The sequence below is a fragment of the Rhizobium esperanzae genome (assembly GCF_002204185.1).
GTDB classification, from domain to species: Bacteria; Pseudomonadota; Alphaproteobacteria; order Rhizobiales; family Rhizobiaceae; genus Rhizobium; species Rhizobium esperanzae.
In genome coordinates this window covers 183556-210250 of sequence record NZ_MXPU01000001.1, presented here as the reverse complement: position 1 = coordinate 210250, position 26695 = coordinate 183556, and the positions used below count along the sequence as shown (strand labels likewise).

The 26695-nt window shown below is 63.0% G+C and carries 24 protein-coding genes; 8 read left to right on the top strand and 16 right to left on the bottom strand.

Annotated elements, in window-relative coordinates; genetic code table 11:
* Positions 1-50: 50 nt before the first annotated feature.
* The 3 genes from B5E41_RS01020 to B5E41_RS01010 form a co-directional block, all read right to left on the bottom strand.
* Entirely contained in the window at positions 51-542 is a 492-nt protein-coding gene (locus B5E41_RS01020; RefSeq protein ID WP_011423764.1) for a universal stress protein, read from the bottom strand.
* A gap of 107 nt (positions 543-649) precedes the next feature.
* Positions 650-1714 (bottom strand): tryptophan--tRNA ligase, encoded by a 1065-nt coding sequence (trpS, locus tag B5E41_RS01015; protein WP_088390358.1) that lies wholly within the window; start codon positions 1712-1714, stop codon positions 650-652.
* A gap of 87 nt (positions 1715-1801) precedes the next feature.
* Positions 1802-2209, bottom strand: coding sequence for a VOC family protein (locus B5E41_RS01010; protein ID WP_088390356.1), 408 nt, complete (start codon positions 2207-2209; stop codon positions 1802-1804).
* Positions 2210-2395: 186 nt separating this feature from the next.
* Here B5E41_RS01010 and B5E41_RS01005 point away from each other — a divergent pair, with 186 nt between their 5' ends.
* Positions 2396-2824, top strand: coding sequence for a YcbK family protein (locus B5E41_RS01005; protein ID WP_088390354.1), 429 nt, complete (start codon positions 2396-2398; stop codon positions 2822-2824).
* 221 nt (positions 2825-3045) lie between these two features.
* Here B5E41_RS01005 and murJ read toward each other — a convergent pair whose 3' ends face one another.
* The 4 genes from murJ to mutS form a co-directional block, all read right to left on the bottom strand.
* Positions 3046-4626 (bottom strand): murein biosynthesis integral membrane protein MurJ, encoded by a 1581-nt coding sequence (gene murJ, locus B5E41_RS01000; protein WP_088390352.1) that lies wholly within the window; start codon positions 4624-4626, stop codon positions 3046-3048.
* Between the two features lie 10 nt (positions 4627-4636).
* Positions 4637-7540 carry a [protein-PII] uridylyltransferase gene (locus B5E41_RS00995; RefSeq protein ID WP_088390350.1) on the bottom strand — a complete coding sequence of 968 codons (2904 nt, stop codon included), beginning with the start codon at positions 7538-7540 and terminating at the stop codon, positions 4637-4639.
* A gap of 128 nt (positions 7541-7668) precedes the next feature.
* Positions 7669-7944, bottom strand: a complete 276-nt coding sequence (locus tag B5E41_RS00990) for a hypothetical protein (protein ID WP_064800449.1) — start codon at positions 7942-7944, stop codon at positions 7669-7671.
* An 11-nt stretch (positions 7945-7955) separates the two neighbouring features.
* Complete coding sequence (gene mutS, locus B5E41_RS00985; RefSeq protein ID WP_088390348.1) at positions 7956-10682, bottom strand: DNA mismatch repair protein MutS; 2727 nt, start codon at positions 10680-10682, stop codon at positions 7956-7958.
* 113 nt (positions 10683-10795) lie between these two features.
* Between mutS and B5E41_RS00980 the strand changes: the two genes are divergently transcribed.
* On the top strand, positions 10796-13078 hold the full coding sequence (locus B5E41_RS00980; protein WP_088390346.1) for an NADP-dependent malic enzyme: 2283 nt from the start codon (positions 10796-10798) through the stop codon (positions 13076-13078).
* 231 nt (positions 13079-13309) lie between these two features.
* Here B5E41_RS00980 and olsB read toward each other — a convergent pair whose 3' ends face one another.
* From olsB to B5E41_RS00950, 6 genes are all read right to left on the bottom strand, one after another.
* Positions 13310-14185, bottom strand: coding sequence for a l-ornithine N(alpha)-acyltransferase (gene olsB / locus B5E41_RS00975; RefSeq protein ID WP_088390344.1), 876 nt, complete (start codon positions 14183-14185; stop codon positions 13310-13312).
* A gap of 110 nt (positions 14186-14295) precedes the next feature.
* Positions 14296-16578 (bottom strand): hybrid sensor histidine kinase/response regulator, encoded by a 2283-nt coding sequence (locus tag B5E41_RS00970; protein WP_088390342.1) that lies wholly within the window; start codon positions 16576-16578, stop codon positions 14296-14298.
* Positions 16579-16633: 55 nt separating this feature from the next.
* The gene (gene lspA, locus B5E41_RS00965; protein WP_088390340.1) at positions 16634-17137 is read right to left on the bottom strand and encodes a signal peptidase II; all 504 of its coding nucleotides are present in this window, start codon (positions 17135-17137) and stop codon (positions 16634-16636) included.
* Positions 17134-17994, bottom strand: coding sequence for a TrmH family RNA methyltransferase (locus B5E41_RS00960; RefSeq protein ID WP_088390338.1), 861 nt, complete (start codon positions 17992-17994; stop codon positions 17134-17136). Before B5E41_RS00960 ends, lspA begins: the two co-directional genes overlap by 4 nt.
* The gene (locus B5E41_RS00955) at positions 17991-19085 is read right to left on the bottom strand and encodes a class I SAM-dependent methyltransferase (RefSeq protein WP_088390336.1); all 1095 of its coding nucleotides are present in this window, start codon (positions 19083-19085) and stop codon (positions 17991-17993) included. Before B5E41_RS00955 ends, B5E41_RS00960 begins: the two co-directional genes overlap by 4 nt.
* Before the next feature lie 126 nt (positions 19086-19211).
* Complete coding sequence (locus B5E41_RS00950; RefSeq protein ID WP_088390334.1) at positions 19212-19811, bottom strand: NUDIX hydrolase; 600 nt, start codon at positions 19809-19811, stop codon at positions 19212-19214.
* 107 nt (positions 19812-19918) lie between these two features.
* On the opposite strand from B5E41_RS00950, the gene B5E41_RS00945 reads away from it, so the two are divergent.
* The gene (locus tag B5E41_RS00945; protein WP_088390332.1) at positions 19919-20374 is read left to right on the top strand and encodes an SRPBCC family protein; all 456 of its coding nucleotides are present in this window, start codon (positions 19919-19921) and stop codon (positions 20372-20374) included.
* A 58-nt stretch (positions 20375-20432) separates the two neighbouring features.
* The gene (locus B5E41_RS00940) at positions 20433-20867 is read left to right on the top strand and encodes a GNAT family N-acetyltransferase (RefSeq protein WP_064811620.1); all 435 of its coding nucleotides are present in this window, start codon (positions 20433-20435) and stop codon (positions 20865-20867) included.
* A 19-nt stretch (positions 20868-20886) separates the two neighbouring features.
* On the opposite strand, the gene B5E41_RS00935 is transcribed toward B5E41_RS00940, so the two are convergent.
* The 3 genes from B5E41_RS00935 to sppA all read right to left on the bottom strand — a co-directional run bounded on the left by B5E41_RS00935 (position 20887) and on the right by sppA (position 22628).
* The gene (locus B5E41_RS00935) at positions 20887-21219 is read right to left on the bottom strand and encodes a LapA family protein (protein ID WP_064800459.1); all 333 of its coding nucleotides are present in this window, start codon (positions 21217-21219) and stop codon (positions 20887-20889) included.
* Between the two features lie 129 nt (positions 21220-21348).
* Positions 21349-21648, bottom strand: coding sequence for an integration host factor subunit beta (locus tag B5E41_RS00930; RefSeq protein ID WP_003544934.1), 300 nt, complete (start codon positions 21646-21648; stop codon positions 21349-21351).
* 29 nt (positions 21649-21677) lie between these two features.
* Positions 21678-22628 (bottom strand): signal peptide peptidase SppA, encoded by a 951-nt coding sequence (sppA, locus tag B5E41_RS00925; protein WP_088390331.1) that lies wholly within the window; start codon positions 22626-22628, stop codon positions 21678-21680.
* A 223-nt stretch (positions 22629-22851) separates the two neighbouring features.
* Between sppA and lptC the strand changes: the two genes are divergently transcribed.
* The 4 genes from lptC (at position 22852) to rpoN (ending at position 26680) form a co-directional block, all read left to right on the top strand.
* Complete coding sequence (gene lptC, locus B5E41_RS00920) at positions 22852-23517, top strand: LPS export ABC transporter periplasmic protein LptC (protein WP_088390329.1); 666 nt, start codon at positions 22852-22854, stop codon at positions 23515-23517.
* 15 nt (positions 23518-23532) lie between these two features.
* Positions 23533-24165, top strand: coding sequence for an LptA/OstA family protein (locus B5E41_RS00915; RefSeq protein WP_064800462.1), 633 nt, complete (start codon positions 23533-23535; stop codon positions 24163-24165).
* Between the two features lie 37 nt (positions 24166-24202).
* Positions 24203-24979: an LPS export ABC transporter ATP-binding protein gene (gene lptB, locus B5E41_RS00910; RefSeq protein ID WP_064800463.1), complete on the top strand. Its 777-nt coding sequence runs from the start codon at positions 24203-24205 to the stop codon at positions 24977-24979.
* A gap of 141 nt (positions 24980-25120) precedes the next feature.
* The gene (gene rpoN, locus B5E41_RS00905) at positions 25121-26680 is read left to right on the top strand and encodes an RNA polymerase factor sigma-54 (RefSeq protein WP_085857932.1); all 1560 of its coding nucleotides are present in this window, start codon (positions 25121-25123) and stop codon (positions 26678-26680) included.
* Positions 26681-26695: the final 15 nt, after the last annotated feature.

Sequence of the window (26695 nt, the reverse complement as noted above, 5' to 3'; positions counted from 1 at the left end):
ATAAGCCCATTGCCTGGCCTAATCAAGAGACTTGTACTCAAGAAATAGGCTCAGCAGAGGGCGTCGATTTCCTCGTTGGTCAGCGTATCCGGCAGGACGGTGACGGGGATCGGAAACGCCGCCGCGCGTCCGGCGACCGACGAAACCAGTGGTCCCGGGCCTTCTTTCGCCGAGCCGGCGGCAAGAACGAGGATCGCCACATCGCGGTCTTCCTCGATCACGGCGTTGATCTGCTCGGCGGCACTGCCTTCGCGGATGACGACTTCGGGCTCGATGCCGATCGTCTCGCGCACGATCTGGGCGATCTTGGCAACCGTTGCCTCGGCTTCCTCGCGCGCCTCGGCCCGCATGATCTCCTCGACGCCGAGCCATTGCTGGAAATCGCCGTTCGGGATCACATAGAGCAGCACCAGGCCGCCATTGGAGTTCTTCGCGCGCCGGCCGGCATAATGAACGGCGCGCTGGCATTCGGGTGTCCCGTCGATCACCGCCATGAATTTGCGCCGGTGACCTTCGAGCCGTGAGAGTCGCTTCGATACCATGGGGCGGACTCTGACACCTGAAGCGGAAAAATTGCAAGCGCAGTTTTTGCCGCTTCTCCTTCCGAATAGATCCTCTTCCCCCGAAGGGTAAGAAGAGGAGATCTGCCTCAGTAAAGGAAGCCGATGACGTCGCGCAGCTGGTTCATCGTCACCTCGGCGCGGGCTCGGGCGCGTTCGCCGCCCCTGCGCAGGATCGCGTCGATATGGCTGGTATCGTCCATCAACCGGCGCATCTCGCCGGTGATCGGCGCCAGCACATGGATGGCGAGATCGACCAGCGCCGGCTTGAAGACGGAGAATTGCTGGCCGCCGAACTCGGCCAGAACCTCGGCTTTCGATTTGTCGGCGAGCGCGGCATAGATCGCCACCAGATTGTCGGCTTCCGGCCGGCCCTGCAGCCCGTCGACCTCGCTCGGCAAACCGTCCGGATCGGTCTTGGCCTTGCGGATCTTCTTCGAGATCGCCTCCTCGTCGTCCATCAGATTGATGCGCGAAAGGTCGGAAGGGTCCGATTTCGACATTTTCTTGGTGCCGTCGCGCAGCGACATGACGCGCGGCGCCGGTCCGCCGATCAAGGGTTCGACCATCGGGAAATAGGCATGCACCGGCTCGTCGCCGACGGTGATGTCGATGCCGTAGCCGCTCTTGCGAATATGCTCGGCATAATCGAGGTTGAACTTCATCGCAATGTCGCGGGCAAGCTCCAGATGCTGCTTTTGGTCCTCGCCAACGGGCACATGGGTGGCGCGATAGACGAGGATGTCGGCGGCCATCAGGCTCGGATAGGCGTAGAGGCCGAGGGAGGCCTGCTCACGGTCCTTGCCGGCCTTGTCCTTGAACTGCGTCATGCGGTTCATCCAGCCGATGCGGGCGACACAATTGAATATCCAGGCGAGTTCCGCGTGCTGCGGCACGGCCGACTGATTGAAGACGATATGCTTTTCCGGATCGATGCCGGCGGCAATGAAGGCGGCGGCGATCGAGCGCGTCTGGCTCGGCATATCCACGTGCACCAGCTGAGCCGTGAGGGCATGCATGTCGACGACGCAATAGATGCAGTCATTGCCTTCCTGCAGCGCCACGAAGCGGCGGATCGCGCCGAGATAGTTGCCGAGATGCAGATTGCCGGTCGGCTGCACGCCGGAGAATACGAGTTTCTTGAATTCGCTCATGTCGTCCTCAAAAGGCTGGTGGAGGGCCCCAAGGCTTCCCGCCTATGTTGCTAACGCCGCGGCTTATGCACGGGCGGCCGGTCGCAATCAAGGGGTTCGGGCTGCGGCATGCTGGATCAGATCGAAGGTGTTGCCGTAGGGATCCGCAAAGACGGCAACCGTGCCGTAAACCTCATGCCTGGGCTCCTCCAGAAAGCGCACGCCGGCGCCGAGCATCGCGGCATGATCGCGAGCGAAATCGTCGGTCTTCAGGAAGAAGCCGACGCGGCCGCCGGTCTGGTTGCCGATCGCCGCGCGCTGCGTCTCGTTTGCCGCCTGCGCCAGCAGAAAGGCGGCGCCATCTCCGCCTTTCGGCTTCACGACCACCCAGCGTTTGCCCTCAGGCTGGGGCTCGTCCTGAAGGCAATCAAAACCGAGGGTGCCGCAATAGAAGCGCTTGGCGCGGTCGTAATCGTCGACGACGAGCGTGACGAGAAATAGAGACTGAAGCGTCATGTGATCTCCGATGTTTGGATGTTTATTCCACCGCGAACGCGAAGGATGCTCATTTTTAAGCCAAATTGATCAGCGTTCTTAGTTCAAATTGAGTATAAAATTTCACAGAAAAGCTTTTATTGAACTGAAAATCCTCGGCCGTGCTGGCCAGTCCATTGATCGCCAGCCTAACCGACCGGAGGGACCATGCAGAACGTCAGTTTGCTCGCCCTGGCAGGCCTTTTCGCCCTACAATCCGCAACCGGCGCCGTCGGTCAAGACAGCAAGAGACCGGTCATTCATCTTCCCAAGCATGAGGCGCGTCTCGCCTATGCGGTCCAGACCGTCAGCGTGCGTGCCGGCTGTTTTCCAGAGCGCCTGCGAGCGATCCTCTCGCATATCGCCACAAAGACCGGACGCCGCCCGATCGTCACCTCCGGCCTCCGGCCGCATCCCCGCCGTCATGGCTCCCTGCATGGAAAATGCCTGGCGGCCGATATCAGGGTGCCGGGCCTCTCGGAACGAACAATCATTGCTGCCGCCAGGACAGCTCCTGGCATCGGCGGCATCGGCAGCTATTGCAACGGCATTATTCATGTCGATGTCGGCCCGCAACGGCGATGGGTCGATTGTTAAGCGGGAGAGAAGGTGTGCAGGGGGTTGTGCCACGACTGCCCGGTTTGCGATGGTGGCTTTTGCCCCTCACCCTAACCCTCTCGCCGTAAACGGGGCGAGGGGACATGCCCTACGAGAGTCTTGAGAGCGGCGTGACGGTGCGGCAAGTCCCTTCTCCCCGTCAGAACGGGAGAAGGTGGCGGCAGCCGGACGAGGGGCTGGTATTGGCAATTACCCTGGTTTCACGCATCCTTCGCCGGCACCGGCTTGCGGTTCAGATTGCGCCGGATCATGCCGAGGTCCGCCCCGCCGATCAGGAAAGCGGCGGCGAAATAGATGAGCATGGCGATTGCGATCAGCAGCCCCAGCGTACCGACCTTTGTCAGAAGCGGCGCGCCGGAGGCGAGCCATGGCGCCCAATATTGCTTGAGGACGACGATCGCCGCGCCCATGACGGCCGAGGCGACGATCAGCAGGGCGGCGCGTTTTGCCAACGCCCATTCCCATGTCAGATGGCCGCGGCGCAGAAGCGTGGTGAACAGCAGAAGCGTGCTGATCCAGCCGGCGGTGGCTTCGGCGACGGCGATGCCGGGCGCGCCCATAAAAGGAAAGAGGGTCAGCGCCGTCGCGCAGTTGGTCCCCACTGCGATCGCCGAGAAGCGCATCGGCGTCTTGGTGTCCTCGCGGGCATAAAAGCCCGGCTGCAGCGCCTTGATCAGCACGAAGGCCGGCAGCCCGATCCCGTAAATCGCGAGAATCGAACCGACGACGGTGGTGTTTTCCTGATGGAAGGCGCCGCGCTCATAGAGCACGCGGATGATCTCGTCCGAGAGGATCCACAGCGCGAAAGCGGCGGGGATGGTCAGGAACAGCACGAATTCGATCGAGCGGTTCTGCAAGTTTGCCGCTTCGCGCAGCGCCCCACCCTTCAGTGCCCGGGCAAGCTCCGGCAACAGCACGACGCCGACGGCGACGCCGACGACGCCGAGCGGAAGCTGATAGATGCGGTCGGCATATTGCAGGGCGGCGATCGCGCCGTCGCGGGAGGAGGCGATCGCCTGGCCGATCAGCTGGTTGATCTGGGTGATGCCGCCGGTGACGGCGGCCGGCACGGCCAGAATTAGGAGCCGCTTGACGTTGGGCGTCATTTTCGGGAAGCGCAAGCCGATGCTCATGCCGGCCGCCAGCACGCCGATATAGACGACGGCGAGCTGCAGCACCCCGGCGGCAAGAACGCCCCAGGAGAGATACCATGCTGTCGCGAGCGGATCGGCGCCGGTATAGAGCGAATAAAACAGCGCCCCGATCATCACCACGTTGAGGAAGACGGGGGCGATGGCGGCGGCGAAGAAATGATGCAGCGAATTCAGCATGCCGCTCATCATCGCCGTCAGCGACATGCACATCAGATAGGGAAACATCACGGCCGCCATGCGGATCGTGATCGAGAACTTGTCGGGATCGTCGGCAAAACCCGGCGCGATGATGAAGCGCACCAAGAGCGGCATGGCAAGCTCCATCACGATGGTGATGAGGAGCAGCACCGAAAACAAGACGCCGAAGACTTCTTCCGAAAAGCGCTTGGCGCCGTCCGTGCCGTTCGCCTCGATTTCCTTGGCAAAGAGCGGCACGAAGGCGGCATTGAAGGCCCCTTCGGCAAACAGCCGGCGGAAGAGGTTCGGAAAACGGAAGGCGGCGTAGAAGACGTCGGCCATCGGCCCGGTGCCGAGCGCCGCCGCCATCAGCGTTTCACGGGCGAAACCGAAAATCCGGCTGCCGAGAGTGGCGCCGCCGACGGTCGCGAATTTCTTGACGAGGCTCATGCTTTGGGGCTCATGCGGGGGAATCGGCTTTCTTTTCGGCTGCGGGCGATGTTCGGGTGGCGGCGGGCGCGATGATGCCGGAGGGCATGCGCTCGCGCAGCTCGTCCTGCTCCTCCGCCATCACGGCCTTCATGCGGGCGGTGATATTGGCGCGCTTGCTATCGCCCGATATTTTCTGACCCACGAGGTCGGTGACGTAGAAGGTGTCGATCACCTTCTCGCCGAAGGTGGTGATGCGCGCCGACTGGATGTCGAGCGACAGATCGGAGAGCACGGCGGTGATCTCCGACAGCAGGCCCGGCCGGTCGAGGCATTCGACTTCGATGACCGTGAACTTGTTCGACAGGCTGTTGGTGATATTGACCGAGGGCGGAATGTCGAAAGCCTTGCTTTTCTTGCGGTTACGCGTGCGCGTGGCGATGACCTCGGGCAGGCGCTTGCGGCCGGCCAGTACATTCTCGATCATCCGCCCGATCGTGCCGGCGCGGCGCAGCTCGTCGGCATCGTCGGCAAATTCGCGGCTGACATGGATCGTATCGAGCGCCCGGCCGTCCGAGGTCGTGAAAATCTGTGCGTCGACGATGTTGGCGCCCGTGGCAGCACAGGCGCCGGCAATGACGGCGAGAAGGCGCGGATGGTCGGGCGACAGCACGGTGATTTCAGTGATGGCGTGGAAGCTGTCGGTGCGCACCATGGTGGCGAGCGCCTGGCCCGCCTTGTCGGCCTGGCGGATGAAGTCGGCGTGGCGGAGCTGGTCTTCCAACGGCACGGAGAGCAGGTAGGGCTGGTAATGCAGCTTCGTATAGGTGTTGCGGTCCTTCTGGCTCCAGTCGGAAAGGGCGCCGCGCAGCGCCTCGGCGGCGGCATTGGCCCGCTCCTTGCGGGAGACCTCCGAAAAGCCGCCGGCCAGCAGCAGCTCGGTTTCGTAATAGAGCGTGCGCAGCAGCTGGCCCTTCCAGCCGTTCCAGACGCCGGGGCCGACGGCGCGAATATCGCAGATCGTCAGGACCAGAAGCATCTTCAGCCGGTCGAGCGACTGCACGCGGTCGGCAAAGTCGATAATGGTCTTGCGATCGGTGAGGTCGCGGGTCTGCGCCACCATCGACATCGTCAGATGTTCCTCGATCAGCCAGACGACGAGTTCCGTCTGCTTCTGCGACAGTCCGAAGCGGACGCAGAGCTTGCGGGCGACGCGGGCGCCGGCGATCGAATGATCCTCCTGGCGGCCCTTGGCGATGTCATGGAGGAGAACGGCGAGATAGAGCGCCTCGCGATCCTCGATTCCCGAGATCAGCTTGTTGGCGAGCGGATGCAGATCCTCCGAGCGCGACTTGTCGATCTCCGAGAGAACCTCGACGGAGCGGATCAGATGCTCGTCGACCGTATAATGGTGATACATGTTGAACTGCATCATCGCGACGATCTTGCCGAAATCAGGGATGAAGCGGCCGAGCACGCCGGCCTCGTTCATGCGGCGCAGGATCAGCGCCGGGTCGCGCTTCGACGTCAGGATCGACATGAAGAGGCGGTTGGCCTCGTCGTTTTCCCGTAAGCTGGCGTCGATCAGCGCGAGTGAACGGGTGACGCGTTTCAGCGCATCGGGATGGAATTCCAGCCCGTTGATGTCGGCGACGTGAAAGAGCCGCAGGATGCTGACCGGGTCGCGCTTGAAGACATCGGCGTCGGCGAGAGCGATGCGGCCGCGGTCTTCGACGAATTCGACGCTGCCGGCGATTTTGCGGGTGCGATGGGTAAAACGACTAATAACGCCGGTGAGGCCCGGGATCGATTTTGCCTGCTGGTCTTCGAGTGCGGCGCAGAGGATGCGCGTGAGATCGCCGACGTCCTTGGCCACGAGGAAATAGTGCTTCATGAAACGCTCGACCGCCGAAAGGCCGGGACGGGTGTGATAACCGAAGGCCTCGGCGATCTCGCGCTGAATGTCGAAGGACAGACGCTCCTCGGCCTTGCCTGTCAGGAAGTGCATATGGCAGCGCACCGCCCAGAGAAAATCGTCGGCTTTCTGCAGCAGGCGATATTCGTGTTTCGACAAGACGCCGAGCTTGATCAGCTCCGCCTGGTCGCGCACGTGGTAGTAATATTTCGAGATCCAGAACAGCGTGTGTAGGTCTCGAAGCCCGCCCTTGCCTTCCTTGACGTTCGGCTCGACCAGGTAACGCGTGTCGCCTGCCTTGCGGTGGCGCTCGTCGCGCTCGGCCAGCTTGGCGGCGATGAATTCGGGGCCGGTTCCGGTGACGATCTCCTTGTCGAAGCGGGCCTCGAGCTCGGTTTCCAGCCGCTGCAGGCCGCAGATATAGCGCATCTCGAGGATCGCGGTACGGATCGTCATGTCGGACTTGGACAGTGCGATGCATTCCTCCACCGTGCGGGTGGCGTGGCCGACCTTGAAGCCCATGTCCCAGAGCACGTAGAGCATGAATTCGACCGCCTTGTGCGTCTCCTCCGCCGGCCTCGGCGGGAAGAGGAAGAGCAGGTCGATATCGGAGCCCGGCGCCAACGTGTCGCGGCCGTAGCCTCCGACGGCCGTCACCGCGAATTTGTCCTTCTGCAGCGGAAAGATATGGGCGGTGGCGAAATTATAGAGGACGGTGATAATCTGGTCCTGCAGCCAGGAGATCCGATAGGCGCAATTGAGACCGCTGCCGTCGGCGGCAAGGGTCGCGCGCGCCTTCTGCCGGCCGTCCGTGCTCGCCTTTTTCAGGGCCGCGAGAAGATCGGCGCGCATGATGTCGGGCCGGTTCCGATTGGCCTCGGCAACGGCGTCGCACTGCTTCTGCAAGAGCTCGGCGTCGAGGATTTCCGAGAAATCGAGGTTGCGCGTCGCGCTCACAGGGCTGGTTTCCTGTTCATGCCGGGCTGCCTGATCGAGGCTCGCCTCACGTTTCGTCTGCATGCGCTATAACCTCTTTGCCCGGCGATTGACACGGGCCTTCGTACTGCAAGAACCTTTAAATTTGGCGAAATGGTGTTGCCATGCTGCGATGCGGGACGCTTTGCCGCAAGCGGCCTTTCCGTAATGCCTCAGTCTGCGACCTGCGCATGCAGCGAATACAGCACCTGCCGGGTCTCGCGCTGGATCTCCTCGAGCGTCGCCCTGTCGCACTCGCGGTAACCCGCCTTGGCGATCGACGTTCCGAGTTCAGAGATCATAGCGCAAGAGCGGGTGATTTTCAGCAGGCCGATCGGCGATGTCCAGCCGCGCGCGTTGCGGTCTTTGTCGGCGCGCCGCATTGTGTCGAGCATGGAGCAGATGAGCGACAGACGCTCGGTTTCGCGAACCAGCTTCTCCATGAACATGGGCTGCGCTCCTATTTCAGCTTTTTCTTGAGATCGTAAAGCGCGTCCATCGCCTGGCGCGGCGTCATGTCGTCAAGGCTCATCGCCTTCAGCGTCTCCTCGACCTTGGACGGAGCGCGGGCCGTGTCCTCGCGGCGCACCGCCACCTGGAAGAGCGGCAGATCGTCGATCAGCTGGCTCGCCGGGTTCTTGCGGTCGGCATCTTCGAGGCGGGTGAGCACGTCGCGGGCCCGGGCCACGACCGAGGCCGGAAGCCCGGCAAGACGGGCGACCTGGATGCCGTAGGAGCGGTCGGCGGCACCCGGGCCGACCTCGTGCAGAAAGATCACGTCGCCGTCCCATTCCTTGACGCGCATCGTGGCGTTCGATAGCCGGCCAAGCTTTTCCGACAGCACGGTCAATTCGTGAAAATGCGTGGCGAAAAGGCCGCGGCAGCGATTGGCCTCATGCAGGTGCTCGACGGCGGCCCAGGCGATCGACAGCCCGTCGAAAGTGGCGGTGCCGCGGCCGATTTCGTCGAGAATGACGAGCGAACGGTCGCTCGCCTGGTTGAGGATCGCAGCCGTTTCCACCATCTCGACCATGAAGGTGGAGCGCCCGCGCGCCAGATCGTCGGAGGCGCCAACGCGCGAGAAGAGCCGGTCGACGATGCCGATATGGGCCGATGTCGCCGGCACGAAAGAGCCCATCTGCGCCAGGATCGCGATCAGCGCGTTCTGGCGCAGAAAGGTCGATTTACCGCCCATGTTCGGGCCGGTCAGCAGCCAGATGGCGCCGTCCTTGGCGCCGTCCTTCGGCGAAAGATCGCAATGGTTGGCGACGAAGGGGCCACCCGCCTGCCGCCGCAGTGCCTGCTCGACAACAGGATGACGGCCGCCCTCGATGGCAAACATCTTCGAGCCGTCGACCTGCGGTCGGCAGTAGGCCTGCTCCTCGGCGAGCAGCGCCAGGCCTGCGGCGACGTCGATCACGGCAAGCGCCCGCGCACCGGATTTGATCGCCTCGGCTTCAGCCACAACGGCCGCCGTCATCCGGTCGAAAGCGGCGAGTTCGATGGAAAGCGCCCGGTCGGCGGCGTTGGCGATGCGGCTTTCGAGATCGGCAAGTTCGGTCGTGGTGAAGCGCATCGCGCTCGCCATCGTCTGGCGGTGAATGAAGCGGGCCTTGGCTTCGGCCGTATCGGTCATCGGGGCGGCATTGCCGGCGGTGACCTCGATGAAATAGCCGAGAATATTGTTATGCTTGATCTTCAGCGACCTTATGCCAGTTTCCTCGGCATATTGCAGCTGCAGCCCGGCGATGACGCGACGCGACTGGTCGCGCAGCGCCCGGACCTCGTCGAGCTCGGTGCTGGCGCCGTCGCGCAGGAAACCGCCGTCGCGCTTCAGCAGCGGCAGTTCATCGGCGAGCGTCTCGGCAAGCAGCGTTTCCAGGCTCGCGGGAAGCGCTTTCAGCCCGGACAGCGCCTCGCCGAGTTCTTCCGGCAGCATGGCGTTGGCGAGCAGATCCGCAATGCCGCCCGCCGCTTGCAGGCCCTGCCGAATGGCGGCGAGATCGCGTGGGCCGCCGCGGTCGAGCGCCAGACGGGAGAGCGCCCGCGGCATGTCGGGCACATGTTTCAGCGTGTCGCGCAGCCTGCCGCAGAGCGACGGCTCTTCGATCAAGAAACCGATCGAATCGAGCCGCGCATTGATATGGGCGGGATCGGTGAGCGGCGACATCAGCCGCTCGGCGAGAAGCCTGGCGCCGCCGCCGGTGACGGTGCGGTCGATTGCCTTCAGCAGCGAACCGTTGCGATCGCCCGACAGCGTGCGGGCAAGTTCGAGATTGGCGCGGGTGGCCGGGTCGATGAACAGCGTCGAGGCGGCACTTTCCCGCTCGGGCTGCCCAAGCGGCGGACGCTCGGCGATCTGCGTCTTCTCGACATAGGCGACGGCGGCTGCGGCTGCCGCAAGCTCGGCGCGCGAGAAGCTGCCGAAGCCGTCCAGCGTCGAAACCCCGAAATAGCGGGCGATCCGGCCTTCAGCGCTGGCGCTGTCGAATAGAACCGCCGGCTGCGGCACCGCCGTTCGGCCGAGCACGTCAAAGACGGGTTTCAGCTCGGCATCGTGGAAGATCGTATCGGGCAGGATGAGCTCGCGCGGATCGATGCGCAGGATGTCGGCGAGCAGCCGCGAACTTTCCGTCTCCGCCAGACGGAAGACGCCGGTGGAAATATCGATCCAGGCAAGCGCCAACGCCGGTTCGGCCCCGCCGCGAATGCGGGCGAGCGCCATCAGATAGTTGGATTCCGAGGGCGATAGCAGCTTTTCCTCGGTGATCGTGCCCGGCGTGACCAAGCGCACGACATCGCGCCTGACGACGGATTTGCCGCCGCGTTTCTTTGCCTCGGCCGGATCCTCGACCTGCTCGCAGACGGCGACGCGGAAGCCGAGGGAAATCAGCTTCTGCAGATAATCATCGGCGGCATGCACGGGAACGCCGCACATCGGGATGTCCTGGCCCATATGCTGGCCACGCTTCGTCAGCGTGATGCCGAGCGCGCGCGAGGCCTCCAGCGCATCCTCGAAGAACAGCTCGTAGAAGTCGCCCATGCGATAGAACAGCAGCGAACCCGGATTGTTCGCCTTGATCTCGATATATTGCTCCATCATCGGCGTCGCCGAGGCACGGCTTTCCGCCGTGGCAAGCTCGGCAGCCGAAAAGGCTTCATTTCCTGTGTCTATTCGTGCGTTCACGGAGGTGCAGTTTTTCCCAAAAAAACAGGTGCCAACCCTATCCGCGCGCCGCTATAGATGACAACAGCATTTGAGGAAGAGCAAAGCGTCGCCCACAGGACGTTGGAGGATTTATGCCCGATATCGATAAGAAGGACCGGCCGACGACATCAGTGACCGACCAGGAGGCGCTCGATTTTCATGCGATGGGCCGGCCCGGCAAGCTGGAGATCAATCCGACCAAGCCGATGGCAACGCAGCGCGACCTGTCGCTGGCCTATTCCCCGGGTGTCGCCGTCCCCGTCAAGGCGATCGCCGCCGATCCGCAGACGGCCTACGATTACACGGCGCGCGGCAACATGGTCGCGGTCATCTCCAACGGCACTGCCATTCTCGGCCTCGGCAATCTCGGCGCGCTCGCCTCCAAGCCGGTCATGGAAGGCAAGTCGGTGCTCTTCAAGCGCTTCGCCGACGTCGACTCTATCGATCTCGAGATCGATACCGAAAATGTCGACGAGTTCATCAATTGCGTGCGCTTCCTCGGCCCCTCCTTCGGCGGCATCAACCTGGAGGATATCAAGGCGCCGGATTGCTTCGTCATCGAAAGCCGGCTGCGCGAGCTGATGGATATTCCGGTGTTTCACGATGATCAGCACGGTACGGCGATCATCGCCGCCGCCGGCCTGATCAACGCGCTGGAGCTGACCGGCCGAGACCTGAAGACGACGAAGCTCGTCTGCAACGGCGCGGGAGCGGCGGCGATTGCCTGCGTCGAGCTCATCAAGGCGATGGGTTTTGCGCCTGAAAACATCATCCTCTGCGATACCAAGGGCGTCATCTACCAGGGCCGCACCGAGGGCATGAACCAGTGGAAATCGGCGCATGCGGCAAAGACCGACGCCCGCACGCTGGAAGAGGCGATGAAGGGTGCCGACGTCATTTTCGGCCTGTCGCAGAAGGGCGCCTTCTCGGCCAAGATGATCCGCTCGATGGCGGACCGGCCGATCATCTTCGCCATGGCCAATCCCGATCCCGAAATCACCCCGGAAGAGGTGGCCCGCATCCGCGACGACGCCATCATGGCGACGGGCCGCTCGGACTATCCGAACCAGGTCAACAACGTCCTCGGCTTCCCCTATATCTTCCGCGGCGCGCTCGACGTGCGCGCCTCAACGATCAACGACGCAATGAAGATCGCCGCCGTCAACGCGCTGGCCAATCTTGCCCGCGAGGACGTGCCCGATGATGTGGTCGCCGCCTATCAGGGCAACCGGCCGCGTTTCGGGGCGCAATACATCATCCCGGTTCCATTCGATCCGCGGCTGATCTCGGCCATCCCGGTCGCGGTCGCGCAGGCCGCAATCGAGACCGGCGTTGCCCGCAAGGTCATCACCGATATGGCCGGTTACGCCCGCGAGCTTTCGGCCCGCCGCGATCCGATCGCCTCGACGCTCGCCAGCCTCTACGAGCGGGTGCGCCGCCGCCCGAAGCGGATCGTCTTTGCCGAAGCCGAGGAAGAGCAGGTCCTGCGTGCAGCATTGTCCTATGCCAATCAGCAGCTCGGCACCGCTTTGCTGCTCGGCCGCGAAGACCTGATCCGGGCGACGGCGGAGCGCGCCGGCATCGATCTCAACCGCCCCGGCCTGGAGATCGTCAACGCCCGTATCTCCACCCGCGTCGAGGCTTATATCGATTATCTCTATGCGAGGCTGCAGCGGAAGGGTTACCTTCACCGCGATGCCCAGCGGCTGATCCACAACGACCGCAACCATTTCGCCGCCACCATGGTAGCGCTTGGCGACGCCGATGGCATGGTGACGGGCATCACCCGCAACTATTCGACCGCGCTCGAGGATGTGCGCCGCTGCATCGACGAGAAGCCCGGCCACCGCGTCATCGGTGTGTCGCTGGCGCTCTGCCGTGGCCGCACCGTCTTCGTTGCCGACACCGCGGTGCACGACATGCCGAGCGCCGAAGAGCTTGCCGATATCGCCGAAGAGGCCGCCGGCCTCGCACGGCGCATGGGCTATCCGCCGCGTGTCGCCTTGCTCGCCTATTCCACCTTCGGCCATCCCTCCGGCGAACGTTCCGAGCGGGTACGCGAGGCGGTGAAGATCCTCGACAAGCGCCGCGTCGATTTCGAATATGACGGCGAGATGGCCGCCGATGTGGCGCTGAACCGCAAGGTGATGGAGCAATATCCCTTCTGCCGGCTCTCCGGCCCCGCCAACGTGCTCGTCATGCCGGCCTTCCACTCGGCCTCGATCTCGACGAAGATGCTGCAGGAACTCGGTGGCTCCACCGTCATTGGCCCGATCCTCGTCGGCCTCGACAAACCGGTGCAGATCACCTCGATGGGCGCCAAGGACAGCGACATCGTCAACATGGCGGCGATCGCCGCCTATGGCGGTTCGTAAGGCCATCTGCCCGCATAGCGAGCTATTTAGTGACAGGGGAGATCGCGAGATCAGCCCCTCATCCGCCCGCCGGCACCTTCGCCCCGCTTGCGGGGCGAAGGGAGCGTGCCGCGACCTCTCAGTTTCTCGCAGATCTCTCATAGGGCACGTCCTCTCTCCCCGTCATCACGAGGAGAGAGTTAGGATGAGGGGCAGCCGTTGACCCTACCAGACGGCAGTGCGACGAAGCGATCAGCTGGCGAAACGGCCGGCGTCGGCGCCGTAGTAGTTCAGGTAACGGTCGGAAATGCTGGAGATCGGCAGCACGATCAGCACGTCGGTCGTGTTGAAGGCGTGGTCGATGACCGCGCTGGAGCCGACCATCGCGCCGAGGCGCAGATAGCCCTTGATCAGCGGCGGCAGGGCCATCAGCGCCCGCTTCGGGTTGACGGCCTCGGCCGGCATCAGGTCCATGTTGCGAGCGAGATGCGGCAGTGCGCCGACGGTCCATTCGTCCTTCGCCAGCACATTGTGGTAGAGGAAGGACAGCGCCAGCGCGTGGCTTTCGAGGTAGACGCCGGGGAACGAGGCGCAGCCGAACATCGCGCTCATGCCGTGCTTCAGCGCATAAGCCCAGTTGCCCTGCCAGAGAAGCTCGACGGTGCGTTTGGTGCGGTATTCCGGCAGCACGCAGGAGCGTCCGAGTTCCATGAAACGCTTGTCCGGATGCCTGGCGAGCAGGTTCTCGATTTCGAATTCGGAAGCCGAGTAAAAACCGCCATTGGCGATCGCGACATCCTGGCGCAGCAGCCGGTAGGTGCCGACGATCTGGTCTTCCGGATCACCTTCGAGCGAGCGGTCGAGAACGAGAAGATGGTCACAGAAAGCGTCATAAGCATCGAAATCCCGTTCGCGCCGCATGGCTTCCGGCGGCAGCTGCGCCTTCATTTCGTCGACGAAGACGCGGTAGCGCACGGCCTGGGCCGCATCGATCTCACGTGCCGTGCGGGCAAGGCGGGTTTCGAGATTGCCGATCCGGCCGAGGATGTCGCCGTCTTGCTGCGCAGCCGTCGACGGCCGTGCAGCCTCCGTGGTAACGTCACGATTCAGGATGTCGATGGAGGACATGGCGATTCTCCCGTTGCCGGCTTATCGACGCCATAAAACACTTCTGTGCGACAGGAAAGTGACATATTGAATTTCCCGGCGCAAGCAGCCGGCGCAGCCAATTCAGCGACCTACCGCGCCTCTGCCCGGCGGGCGGAAAGCGCGGCGACCGCCTGAACTTCCGTCAGCAGCCGCACTGGGTCGACCGGTTTCACCATGACGCGGTTGGCGCCATTGAGCAAGACCTGGCGGCGCGACTCGTCGCTCTTGTCAGCGGTGAGCACGATCACCGGCACCGGGTCGAGATCGAGCCGCCTTTCGTGGCCGCGCAGCCGCCCCAGCATGTCGATGCCGTTGCCGCCGGGCATCGACAGATCGCTGATGATGATGTCGGGCCGAGCGTTCGCCTCGCCGAGGGCGCAATCGAGGAGCGTCTCGAAATCCTCGACATGGTGCACCTTGTGTCCGCCCTTTTCGAGCATGACGCGCACCAGCATCGCATTGATTGGATCGTCCTCTCCGAGCAGGATGCGCAGCCCGTGTGCGGCAACCACGGTGTCGGTCATCGGCAGGCCGAAACCCGGTTGGTTGTCGTTCAGCGCGTCGCGCTTCTCCATGCCGCGCATGCGCCCGCGCAGCACATCGATCAGCGACTGTTCGCGCAGCGGCCGGATGAGCCAGGCATCGAACAGGTCGAGCGGATGGGCGCTGCGCTCTTCCGGGTTGACGAGCAGGACCTTGCGCAGGCCAAGTGCAGCGATTTCGGCGCGATCGGCGAGGTGCGCTGAAAATTCCGCCGACATGCGATGATCGACGATGATATCGGTCGGCCGGCGGCCGCCACTCGCCATTCCGAGCAGCCTCGTGCGGGCAGCCTCGCCGGTGTCGACGAGATGGCAAATGCCGCCGAGCGCGGTGATCGTTTCGGCAATGGCGGAGCGGGCAGCCCCCGCCGGCGCCAGCAGCACGACGCTGTTGCCGGAAAGCAGCGTGTTTCGCCGCTCGGAGCGCTCGCTGTCGAGTTCAATCGGGAAGCGGATGGTGAACGTGCTGCCTTTGCCCTTTTCGCTGGTGACCGTCAGGGCGCCGTCGAATTCGCGCATGATGCGGGCGGAGATGGCAAGGCCGAGCCCGGTGCCGCCGCTCTTGTCGGCAACGTTTCCACCCTGCTCGAACTCGCCGAAGACACGCGCCTGCTCCTCCGCCGTCATGCCCGGACCGGTGTCGGTGACGGTGATCAGGAGGTTGCCGGCATCGAGCGATACGCGGATGAAAACGCCGCCGGCCTGGGTGAATTTGACGGCATTGCCGATGACGTTGAACAGAACCTGGCGCAGGCGCGCCGCATCGAAGCTCATTTTCTCCGGAACGTCTGATGACACGGTGGCGCCGATCTCGATGCCCTTTTCATGCGCCCGGTGGGCGAGCATTTCGACAACGCTTTCCAGAAGCTTCCGCAGCGATTCCGAGCGCGGGTGAAGCTCGAATCGACCGACCTCGATCGTGGAAAAGTCGAGCAGATCCTCGACAAGCTGCGTCAAGGCGTGGCCGGACTGGCGGATGTTGGCCAGATAATTCTGCTGCTCCTGCGTCAGCCGCGTTTCCGCGAGCAGGTGCGTCATGCCGAGAATGCCGGAAAGCGGCGTGCGCACCTCGTGGCTGACGGTTGCAAGCAGTCGGGATTTCGCGGCGCTGTTATACTCGGCCTTCTGGCGCGCGGACTCGCGGCCCTGCGCGACGAGCCGTTCCTCCGTCACATCACGGGCAACACTCTGCAGCAGCAGGTGGCCGCTGCCCGGATCGCGGGTGACGACGTCGCGCCACAGGAAAATACGCTGGCCTTCCGGCGTCGATATTTCGACGTCGTAGCAGTGCGGGATCGGGCCGGGGCGGAAGGCAAGCCCGATCTCTTCGCAGGTCCGCCCTTCCGGGCGCAGCCGGCCGGTCAGCCGGCGAAACGTGTCGTTGGCCGAGATGATGCGCCGGTCCATGGCGCGGGTGAGGGTGATGTCGCCGAGCACATCATGCACCTCGGCGAAGAGCTTCGCGCCATCATCGCCGTTCGGAGTGGATCGACCGGCCGGCTGTCCGCTTCTCTGCCGGCGAACCATCAGCACGGCATAGCCGGCGATGACGGCAAGGCCGAGAGCGACGAGACCGCCCGAAAGGAGCAGCGGCTCGCCGGCATGGGCGAGCAGCGTCAGGATCATCGCGGCCAGAAAGCCGGCGCCGCTCAGCCAATAGAACAGCAGGCGCCGCGTCGCTGCAGGCCTTGATAGGGGAGTAGTACCCGTGCGCGCTGTCGATGCGCCGGGACGCGGAGAGGGTTCCTCCGTCCGCTCCTGATGCGGCTTGACGGCGGTTCCGCCGAAGGCGGCGGACAATCTTTCCTGCAACTGTCCCAGACTCTGCATGGTATCTGGATAACATGAGGCTTGTTCCGAATGCCTTCAGGAATTCGATACAATTTTAGCGGCCGGCCTTTTTCGGCAGCAGCAGTTCCTCGAGAATGACGCAGCCGGCGCCGATGGTGATGAAACTGTCGGCGAGATTGAACACCGCAAACGACCAGCTTTCGGTGTAGAAGAGGATGTAGTCGATCACATGCCCGTAGGCGAAGCGATCGACAAGATTGCCGATCGCCCCGGCAATGATCAGCGCGTAGCCGAGATGGGCGAGCCAGCGGTCTTTTGCCGTGCGGTACCACAGCCAGATGACGAAGGTGACGATGACGAGCCGCATGCCGACGATAAACCAGCCGTCCATGCCCTCCAGCATCGAAAAGGCGACGCCGAGATTATAGGTGCGGTAGAGCGCCAACATCGGAATGACGGGCACGGCTTCCTGCAGCGGCAGGTAATGATCGACGGCGACCTTGACGACCTGGTCGATCAGAACGGCGAAGAGGATGAAGAAGAGGATCGGCGCCGGGCGCGAAAACAGCGCGGGGCGTGCATGCGTCGGTTCGGTCATTTGCCCTCGGCAAGTGAGAGGAGATGGCGGCGCGCCTCGAAAAGCATGACGGCGGTGGCGACGGCGAGGTTGAGGGAATCGGCGCGGCCCTGCTGCGGGATGCGGGCAAGCGCGTCGGCCTCTTTGGCCAGTTGCTCGGGCAGGCCGGATTGCTCGTTGCCCATCAAGAGCACGATGGGCTTCCTCTGGTAGTCGATCGTGCGATAATCGACCGCGCCGGCCAGATGGGTGGCGACGATGGAAACGCCGGCCGACTTCCGCCAGGCCAAGAACTCCTCCGGCGTCGCCCGCGCGACCGGAACGGCGAAGACCGAGCCCATGGTTGCCCGCACAGTCTCCAGCGAGAAGGGATCGGTCGTCTCGCCGATCAGAATAATGCCGGACGCGCCGGCGGCATCGGCCGTCCGGATGATGGTGCCGAGATTGCCCGGATCGCGCACCCGGTCGAGCGCCACCCACGTCTCACCCTCCTGCGGCCGGATGCCCTTGAGCGGCGTCCAGCGTTGCTCGAAGATGCCGACGACCATTTGCGGGTTGTCGCGCCGGGTGATCGCGGCAATCACCTTTTCGCTGACTTCGAGCACCAGCCCGCCCGCGGCGACGGTCCTTGCCGCCATCTGCTCGACCAGCGGCTTGCCCTTGGCGGCCTTGGCATAGACCAGCGTGCGGATCGTCCAGCCGAGCTCGATCGCATCGATGACGAGCTTCAGACCTTCGGCGAGGAAAGTCCCGCTTTCCTCCCGCGACTTCTTGTTGGTCAGCGCCTTGATGTCCTTGATGATCGGATTGGCGAGCGAGGTGACTTCCTTCACCTGCCCGACCCTCCGCGGCCCCTGATCGTGGAAGTCCTTGCTCATTGCGGCACCCAGCGGGAAAAGAGGGAGGTGGAAAGCGCGCGGCCCGGCGTTTTGCCGTCGAGGCCTGCCTCGCGAATCACCAGCTCGCCGGATTCGACCGCGCCGCCGGCGCCGCGCATCGTTTCGCGCATCAGCTCGTGGATCGAATAGAAGCTGGCGCGGATCGAATAGGCCGTCAGCACCAGGCCGACCGCCTTGGGCGACAGGATTTCGCGGCAGACATCGAGCATCAAGGGCAAATGCTCGAAAAGATGCCAGACTTCGCCATTGGGGCCGCGGCCGAATTTCGGCGGATCGGTCAGGATGATGTCGTACTGGCTGCCGCGGCGTTCCTCGCGCAGGATGAACTTCATCGCATCCTCGCAGATCCAGCGGATCGGCAGCTTCTCCATGCGCCCGAGCGCCTGGTTCTCGCGCGCCCAGCCGATCGCCTTCTTCGACGCGTCGACATGGGTGACCTCGGCGCCGACAGCGGCGGCGACCAGCGAGGCGACGCCGGTATAACCGAAGAGGTTCAGCACCTTCAGCGGCCGGCCGGCCTTTTCAACCTGCTCTTTCATCCAGCTCCAGTGCACGATCTGCTCGGGAAAGACGCCGACGTGACGGAACGAGGTGAAGCGGCCGAGAAAATCGACGCCGAGCAAGTTGAGCGGCCAGGTCTCGCCGAGTGCGGCCTTCGGAAAGCGCCAGCGGCCGGTGCCTTCCTCGTCGGTATCGCCGGTGAACACGGCATCGACCTTCTCCCAGATTTGCGGCGCCAGCGAAGGCCGCCACAGCGCCTGGGCCTCCGGGCGGATGATGCGGTAGGGGCCATATTGCTCGAGCTTCTGGCCGTCGCCGCTGTCGATCAGGTGGAAATCGCCGGCGCCGAGCGATTCGAGAATGACGGGCACGCGCTCCGCCGGCCGATCGCCGCTGCGTGCCACGAGCGGGCGCGAAACCGCGGCCGGCGCAGTCTCGCGAACTGTATCGCGTGTGGCCGCGGGGCGTGCCACGCGCTTCAGTGATCGGCCGGCCCGATCGTCCCTGCGGCTTTCACCGGCGGGAGCTGATGTCTTCTTCTGGCCCGGCCGGCGTTCTCTTTGTTTCAACGTGCTCTTCCGCGTCTCTGTCGGGGTGTCTTGCAGGCTATGCAGTAGCCCAGAAGACCGTGCCGGATCAACTGCGCGCTGGCCGGCCCCGGCGAGAGGACAGCTCCTGCGGGCACAGCGCCTATTTCAAGCCCTCGGACGCGCCCCTCTCCGAAGCCAGCTTTCTGCCGCATAAAGTGCAGCGACATGCATCGACTGCATGATGACGGCGCCGGATTGCAGGTCGCTGAGGATGGCGGCAAGATCGGTAAACAGCAGCTCGACCTTCTCGCCGGGGTCGAAACGCGGTTCGCCGGCCCGGCTCAGACCGAGCGCCAGCCAGCTCGTCACCATGTTGCTGTGGCTGGCCGCATTCGGATAGGAGGTGAGCAGCTTGACGAAGGTCGAGGCTTCATAGCCGGTCTCTTCCCGCAGTTCGCGCTGTGCCGCCGCCAACGCCGCATCGCCGCTCTTGCCGTCGCCAGTCTTGCCATCGTCTGCTTCGACACCGCCGGCGACGAGGCCGAGCACGAACTCGCCGCGGCCGTGGCGGTATTCCCGCGTCAGCAGCACCCGTCCGTCGGGCATGACTGGGATCACGTTGATCCAGTCGGGATAATCGAGCACATGGAATGGCGCGATGACGATTCCGTCGGCTGTGACGCAATCGTCGCTCCGCACCCGGATCCAGCGGTCTTCATAGGTGATGCGGCTTGCCGTCACGCGCCAGGGCTTCAGTTCGTTCATCGGCCAATTCCTCGCTCGGGCTCGGAACGCAGATAACATTCCCCTCCGCCTTGGCAAAGCGGTTTCCAGCTGGATAAGTTGGGCGAATCGCAGATGGGGCTTATCGGATGGATTTCACCGGCGAAGAGCTGATCGCCGCGCCGCGGGACATGGTCTGGGCAGCGCTCAACGATCCGGAGATCATGCGTGGCTGCATTCCCGGCTGCCAGGGCATCGAGCGGATATCGCCAAGCGCTTTCGAGGCGACGATCAAGGTCAAGCTCAGCCTGTTCTCCGCCACCTTCCATGGGTTGCTGACGCTTTCCAATATCGATGCGCCGAGAAGCTATACGCTGTCGGCGGAAGGCAAGGGCGGCCTTGCCGGCTTCGCCAGGGGCAGCGCCGATGTCATACTCGAGGCGAGGGGGGAGGAGACGATCCTGCACTATCGGGCCAAGGCCGAACTCGGCGGCAGGCTCGCTCAGTTCGGCGCACGCCTGCTCGATTCGACCTCGCAGCGGCTGGCCGAGGGCTTCTTCTCTGATTTCAATACTGCGGTCGTTGCAAAAATGGCTGCGGATTGAGCGTCGAAGGCTTTCGCTGCGGCTTGGCGCGGACCTGCGCCTGAGCTATTCCGACATGATGACATGGACCATCAGGCCGCCGCGGGCGGAAGACCAGGAAATGCTCGCGGACATTTATCTTTCCGTGCGCCGCCAGACATTCGTCTGGGTCGATCCCGGCAAGTTTCACCGCGAGGATTTCTCCGCTCATACCAATGGTGAGACGATCTTCGTCTGCGAGCATGTCGATGGCAGCCTTGCCGGCTTCCTGTCGCTCTGGCCGGAGGACGATTTCATTCACATGCTTTATATAAGACCCGAGTTTCAGGGTCTTGGCGCCGGCACGGCGCTGCTCCGGGCGCTGCCGGAGTGGCCGCAACATAAGTACCGTCTGAAATGCCTGGTGAACAACCGGCGGGCGAAGGCCTTCTACCTTTCCCACGGTTTTGCCGTGACCGGCAATGGCGCGTCGCCGGAAGGCGATTATGAGGAGCTGAGCTTTTCTCCGGTTTGACTCGGGCGGTGAGCCGATCTCACCGCGACGGCAGCTGGCCGGCGATGTCCTCCGCGCGGGTCCTGTGGCGGTCGGCCTCGCCCTGCCAGCGAATGGCTTCCTTGGCCTCCGTGCGGGCGCGCTTGCGGTGTTTGCCCTGGCTGAACCAGGTGGCGGCCGAGCCGATCAGCATGCCTGCTATCAGCGCGATGAAAAGGAAGACGAAGAAGGGTGCGGAAACAGCAAGCACCGGATCGTCGGGCCTGAAGGGATTGAAGGCGAGCGTGACGCTCTGCCGGTTGGCGACGCAGAAGACGATGAGGATGACGCCGAGCGGCAGCAAAATCAATAGGTTGACAATCTTCTTGGCCATTTGAACTCTCCATGCGCCTTATAAGCATCGGCCCGAAAATCGATTCCGACTTTCGGGCCGATGCGCTAGCAGAATAGGAAAACGGTGTTCAAGTTCAAGTGCGGTTTCGCCGCAGGCGGCTCGCGTCGCTCAATCCTCTTCGTCGGCCTGGCCGGGATTGAGCCGCTCGCGCAGTTCCTTGCCAGTTTTGAAGAAGGGAACCCACTTCTCTTCAACGAAGACGGTATCGCCGGTGCGCGGGTTGCGGCCGGAGCGGGAAGGGCGGTTCTTGACCGAAAACGCGCCGAAGCCGCGCAATTCGACGCGGTTGCCCGCAGCCAGTGCATCGGTGATCTCGTCGAGAACCGCGTTGACGATATTTTCGACGTCGCGATGATAGAGATGCGGGTTGCGTGCCGCAACAATCTGCACCAATTCGGACTTGATCACAGTCGCCCCCTTAAATTATTGATTTCTTATCAATCGCGGCCAACCTGCCAAACTGAAAGCAGCCCGTCAAGAAGCAACTTTGGGGGTAGGATTCCATTGATATCCTGGCCCCTGAGGAGATCATCATAACCCAGGATAGTAATCAGCCGCGAAACAGCTCCGGCGAGCAGAAAAGGCGTGTTGCTCTTCTTGTCCCAATCCACCATCGGCAGATCGGCGTCGACGCCGCGCGATTTGAGATAGGCGCGAATTTCCGCCTCGCCGCCGATCGTATCGACGAGCTTCGCCTGGAGCGCCTGCCGGCCGGTATAGATCGTCCCGTCGGCGAGTTTCAGCACCTCCTCGCGGGGCAGCTTGCGCCGGTCGGCCACCAGGTCGACGAACCAGTTGTAGCTGTCGATCACCATGTTGCGGATCATCGCCTTGGCTTCCTCGCTCGCCTCGTGGAAGGGCGAAGGCTCGGCCTTCAGCGGCGAGGACTTGATCTCCTGCAGCGACACGCCGATCTTGTCGAGCAGCGGCTGGATCTGCGGGTACTGGAAGATGACGCCGATCGAGCCGGTGATCGAGCTGTCGCCGGCAATGATCGTGTCGCCGGCGGTGGCGACCATATAGCCGGCGGAAGCGGCCAGCGTGCGCACGTCGGAGACGACGGGCTTCTTCGCTGATATCGCCCGGATCGCCTTGAAGATTTTTTCGCCGCCATAGGTCGTGCCACCGGGCGAGGAGATCGAAATCACCGCGGCCTTCACCTGATCGCTGGTCTCGACCTTCTTTAGCCGCTCCAGCAGCTCGTCATCATCGACGATCAGCCCTGATATCGTCACATGGGCGATATGCGGACTTGCCGTGCCGGCCTCGCCGACGGCGAAGCGGTAAAAAGCAAAACCGAGCGCCACGATGAGGGCGACCGCGACGATGCGCCAGAAGCCGAGCTTGCGGCGCAGCCGCCGGCGATCCGCGATGATCGAACTGTCCATAGAAACCTCCAGCGCTGGCCCGGGTCGGCATGGCGCCGATGAATCCGGTGAAATGGGTGGCAGCGGCGCGTATGAATGCCACTTTTGTATGTTTTTCCGTTTTGTTGCTTGTTGCAGAAAAAATTCCATATTGGCAAGCCAATGTAATAATGCGAAACGAACTGTGATTGCCGGCCGGCTTTGTTACGCAGGCGAGGCAATCACCGCACATGGAACGAGACCTATGCTCGATACCCTGAAGAACAACGGACATGCCGCTTATGCGGGCTCCGGCAGGAGCCCCTATGGCGATGCGTTGTTCCATTCCGCCCGCGTGCGGCGGCTGAAGATCTTGCTGCCGTTGGCCGCCCTTATCGTCGCCGGCGCGCTTGCGACGGTGGCCTTGGTGAGCCTGTACCTGCCCGAAAACGTCAAGTTCGAAGGCGCCAAGATCGAGAACGGCAAGGTCGTGATGGAAAAGCCGGCAATTGCCGGACGCAACTCCGACGGCGTCAATTATTCCATGCTTGCCGAAAGGGCGCTGCAGGATATCCGCAATCCCGATCTCATCACCCTCGAGATCATCAAGGCCGCCGTGCCGATGAATGATGGGCTGATCGCCCGCGTCATCGCTTCGACTGCCGATTATAATCGCGCCACCGATAACCTGCATATGACGGCTCCCTTCACCCTGGTGCTGAGCAGCGGCCTCAACGCGCAATTCCAGTCCGCCCGGCTCGATATCAAGGGCGGCAACATGCGCAGCGACGACCCCGTCACCATCACAAAGGACAATGCTTCCATTGTTGCGAAGACGCTGGAGATAACCGATAAGGGGCGCGTGATCACATTCGAGGGGAATGTTCGCATGAATGTCGATCCATCCACCATTCATAAACAGGGCACTTAACCAGCCGGGTCACCCATGACAAAAGATTGTCGCATTTCAGCTTGCAAGACGGGCATCGCATTCGTTGCCGGCGCATTTGCCCTTATTCTGACGGTCTCGGGCGCGGGGGCGCAGTCGACCACCATGTCGGGCATGAAGCTTTCCAACGACCAGCCGATCCAGATCGAAAGCGACAAGCTGGAGATCCATGACCAGGAGCACACGGCGCTCTTCACCGGCAACGTCAAGGTCGTCCAGGGCACGACGACGATGCAGTCCGGCAAGATGACGGTTTATTACAAGGACAAGGCGGCAAAGTCGGGCGCCGGCGCGCCGGCTCAACCCGAGGCGAAGCCCGAGCAGTCGGCCTCGCTGGCGTCGGGAAGTGCGGATATCGACAAGATCCTGGTGACGGACAAGGTCTACCTGGTCTCGGGCACGCAGACGGCAACTGCCGACGACGGCAATTTCGACATGGCCTCGCAGACATTCATCCTGACCGCGGATCAGGGAAACAAGGTCATTCTGTCGGACGGTCCGAACGTCTTCACCGGCTGCAAGCTGACCGTTCACATGCAAACCGGCCAGGCGGAGCTTGAAAGCTGCGGCGGTCGTGTCCAGATTCAGCTCGATCCGAAATCGCAGCCGAACGCGCAGAAGCAGAACTGAACCGGCCTCCCACGTGAAATTATCATCGCTATCCACCATGTTCGGCAGGCCTGAGCCGCACGCTGCGGGTGCCGCCGACAAGAGCCGCTATCAGGGAACGCTGATCGCCCGTGGTCTAACCAAGACCTATGCGACGCGCCGTGTCGTCAACGGCGTCTCCCTGGTGGTGCGTCGCGGCGAAGCCGTCGGCCTGCTCGGCCCGAACGGCGCCGGCAAGACGACCTGCTTTTACATGATTACCGGCCTGGTGCCGGTGGATGAAGGCACGATCGAGATCGACGGAAATGATGTCACGACCATGCCGATGTACCGCCGCTCGCGCCTCGGCGTCGGTTACCTGCCGCAGGAAGCCTCGATCTTTCGCGGACTGACGGTGGAAGAAAATATCCGCGCCGTCCTCGAAGTGCATGTGAAGGACAAGGCCGAGCGCGAGCAGAAGCTGAACGAGCTGCTGGAGGAATTTCATATCCAAAAGCTGCGCAAGAGCGCGGCCGTCGCCCTTTCCGGCGGCGAACGCCGCCGTCTTGAAATCGCCCGAGCGCTTGCAACCGACCCGACCTTCATGCTGCTCGACGAGCCCTTCGCCGGTGTCGACCCGATTTCGGTCGCCGATATCCAGAACCTCGTCCACCACCTGACGGCCCGCGGCATCGGCGTTCTCATTACCGACCACAATGTGCGTGAGACGCTTGGCCTCATCGACCGCGCCTATATCATCCATGCCGGTGAGGTGCTGACCCACGGCCGGGCGAACGACATCGTCAACAATCCGGAAGTGCGCCGGCTCTATCTCGGCGACAATTTCAGCCTCTGATCTCGCGCCGATTCACCTTGCCGCGTAGTTCCGCTTGACCAAATGAGATAAAAAAGCAATTTTTGGGCCAACTCGGATTTCCGTGGCCTGAAGCGTGGATCGGGCGCGGTTTCCTGGAGTCGAGGGAGTTTCGCGTCCGTCATGGCACTGTCCGCCAATCTATTTCTGCGCCAGAGCCAGTCCCTGGTCATGACGCCGCAACTGATGCAATCCATCCAGTTGCTGCAGATGACCCATTTCGAGCTCACTCAGTTCATCGCTCAGGAAGTGGAGAAGAACCCGCTGCTCGAATTTCCGTCGAATGACGGCGAGGCGGGCGACGAACGGCCGGCAGGCGAGGACGAGCAGTTCGGTCATTCGCCGGAGGACGCCGGCTCGGACGACGGCGCCGACAATCGCGCCGAGGCGCTGTCGAGTGACTGGTACGACAATGGCGGCAGCGAAAGCAGCAGCCGGCTGAACGACGAGCTCGACGCCAATTACACCAATGTCTTTCCCGATGACGGTGGTCCGCAGCGCCTCGACGCACCGGAACTCGTCGGTCAGTGGAAGTCGATGCCGGGCAGCGCCGACGGCGCCGATTACGATCTCGACGATTTTGTCGCCGGCCAGGTGTCGCTGCGCGATCATCTCGCTCAGCAGATCCCCTTCGTGCTGCCCGATATGAGCGACCGGCTGATCGCGCAGAATTTTATCGATCAGCTCGACGATGCCGGTTACATCCAGGTCGATCTGGTCGAGACCGGCGAGCGGCTCGGCACCAGTCTCACGCAGGTCGAACACGTGCTCGCCGCTCTCCAGACGCTTGATCCGCCGGGTGTTTTTGCCCGCAGCCTCGCCGAATGCCTGGCGATCCAGCTCAGGCAGAAGGACCGTTACGACCCTGCCATGCAGGCGCTGGTCGAAAATCTCGAACTCCTGGCCCGGCGCGACTTCGCTACGCTGAAGCGGCTCTGTGGCGTTGACGAGGAAGATCTTCTCGACATGCTCGGCGAGATCCGCCAGCTCAATCCGAAGCCCGGCAGCGGTTTCGAGACGGGTGTTTCCGAAGCGATCATGCCCGATGTCGTCGTCAGGCCCTCGGCGGAGGGTGGCTGGCTGGTCGAGCTCAATCCGGATACGCTGCCGCGCGTGCTTGTTAATCAGTCCTATTTTTCCCGCGTGACCCGGAACGGCGAGGATCATGCCTTCCTTTCCGAGTGCCTGCAGAGCGCCAACTGGCTGACCCGCAGCCTCGACCAGCGGGCAAAGACCATCATGAAGGTGGCAAGCGAGATCGTCCGCCAGCAGGACGCCTTCCTGCTACACGGTGTCGACCATTTGCGGCCGCTGAACCTGAAAACGGTGGCCGAGGCGATCAAGATGCATGAATCCACCGTCAGCCGCGTCACCTCGAACAAGTATATGCTGACGCCGCGCGGCCTCTTCGAACTCAAATATTTCTTCACCGTGTCGATCGGCGCGGTCGAGGGCGGCGACAGCCATTCGGCCGAGGCCGTGCGCCACAAGATCCGCGCGCTGATCATGCAGGAGAGCCCCGACGCGGTGCTCTCCGATGACGATATCGTCGACATGCTGAAGAAGGGCGGCATCGATCTCGCCCGCCGCACGGTCGCGAAATACCGGGAAGCGATGAACATCGCTTCCTCGGTCCAGCGCCGCCGCGAGAAACGGGCGCTCGCCAAGGTCGCGGGCTTCTGAGGCAGCAGGACGCTT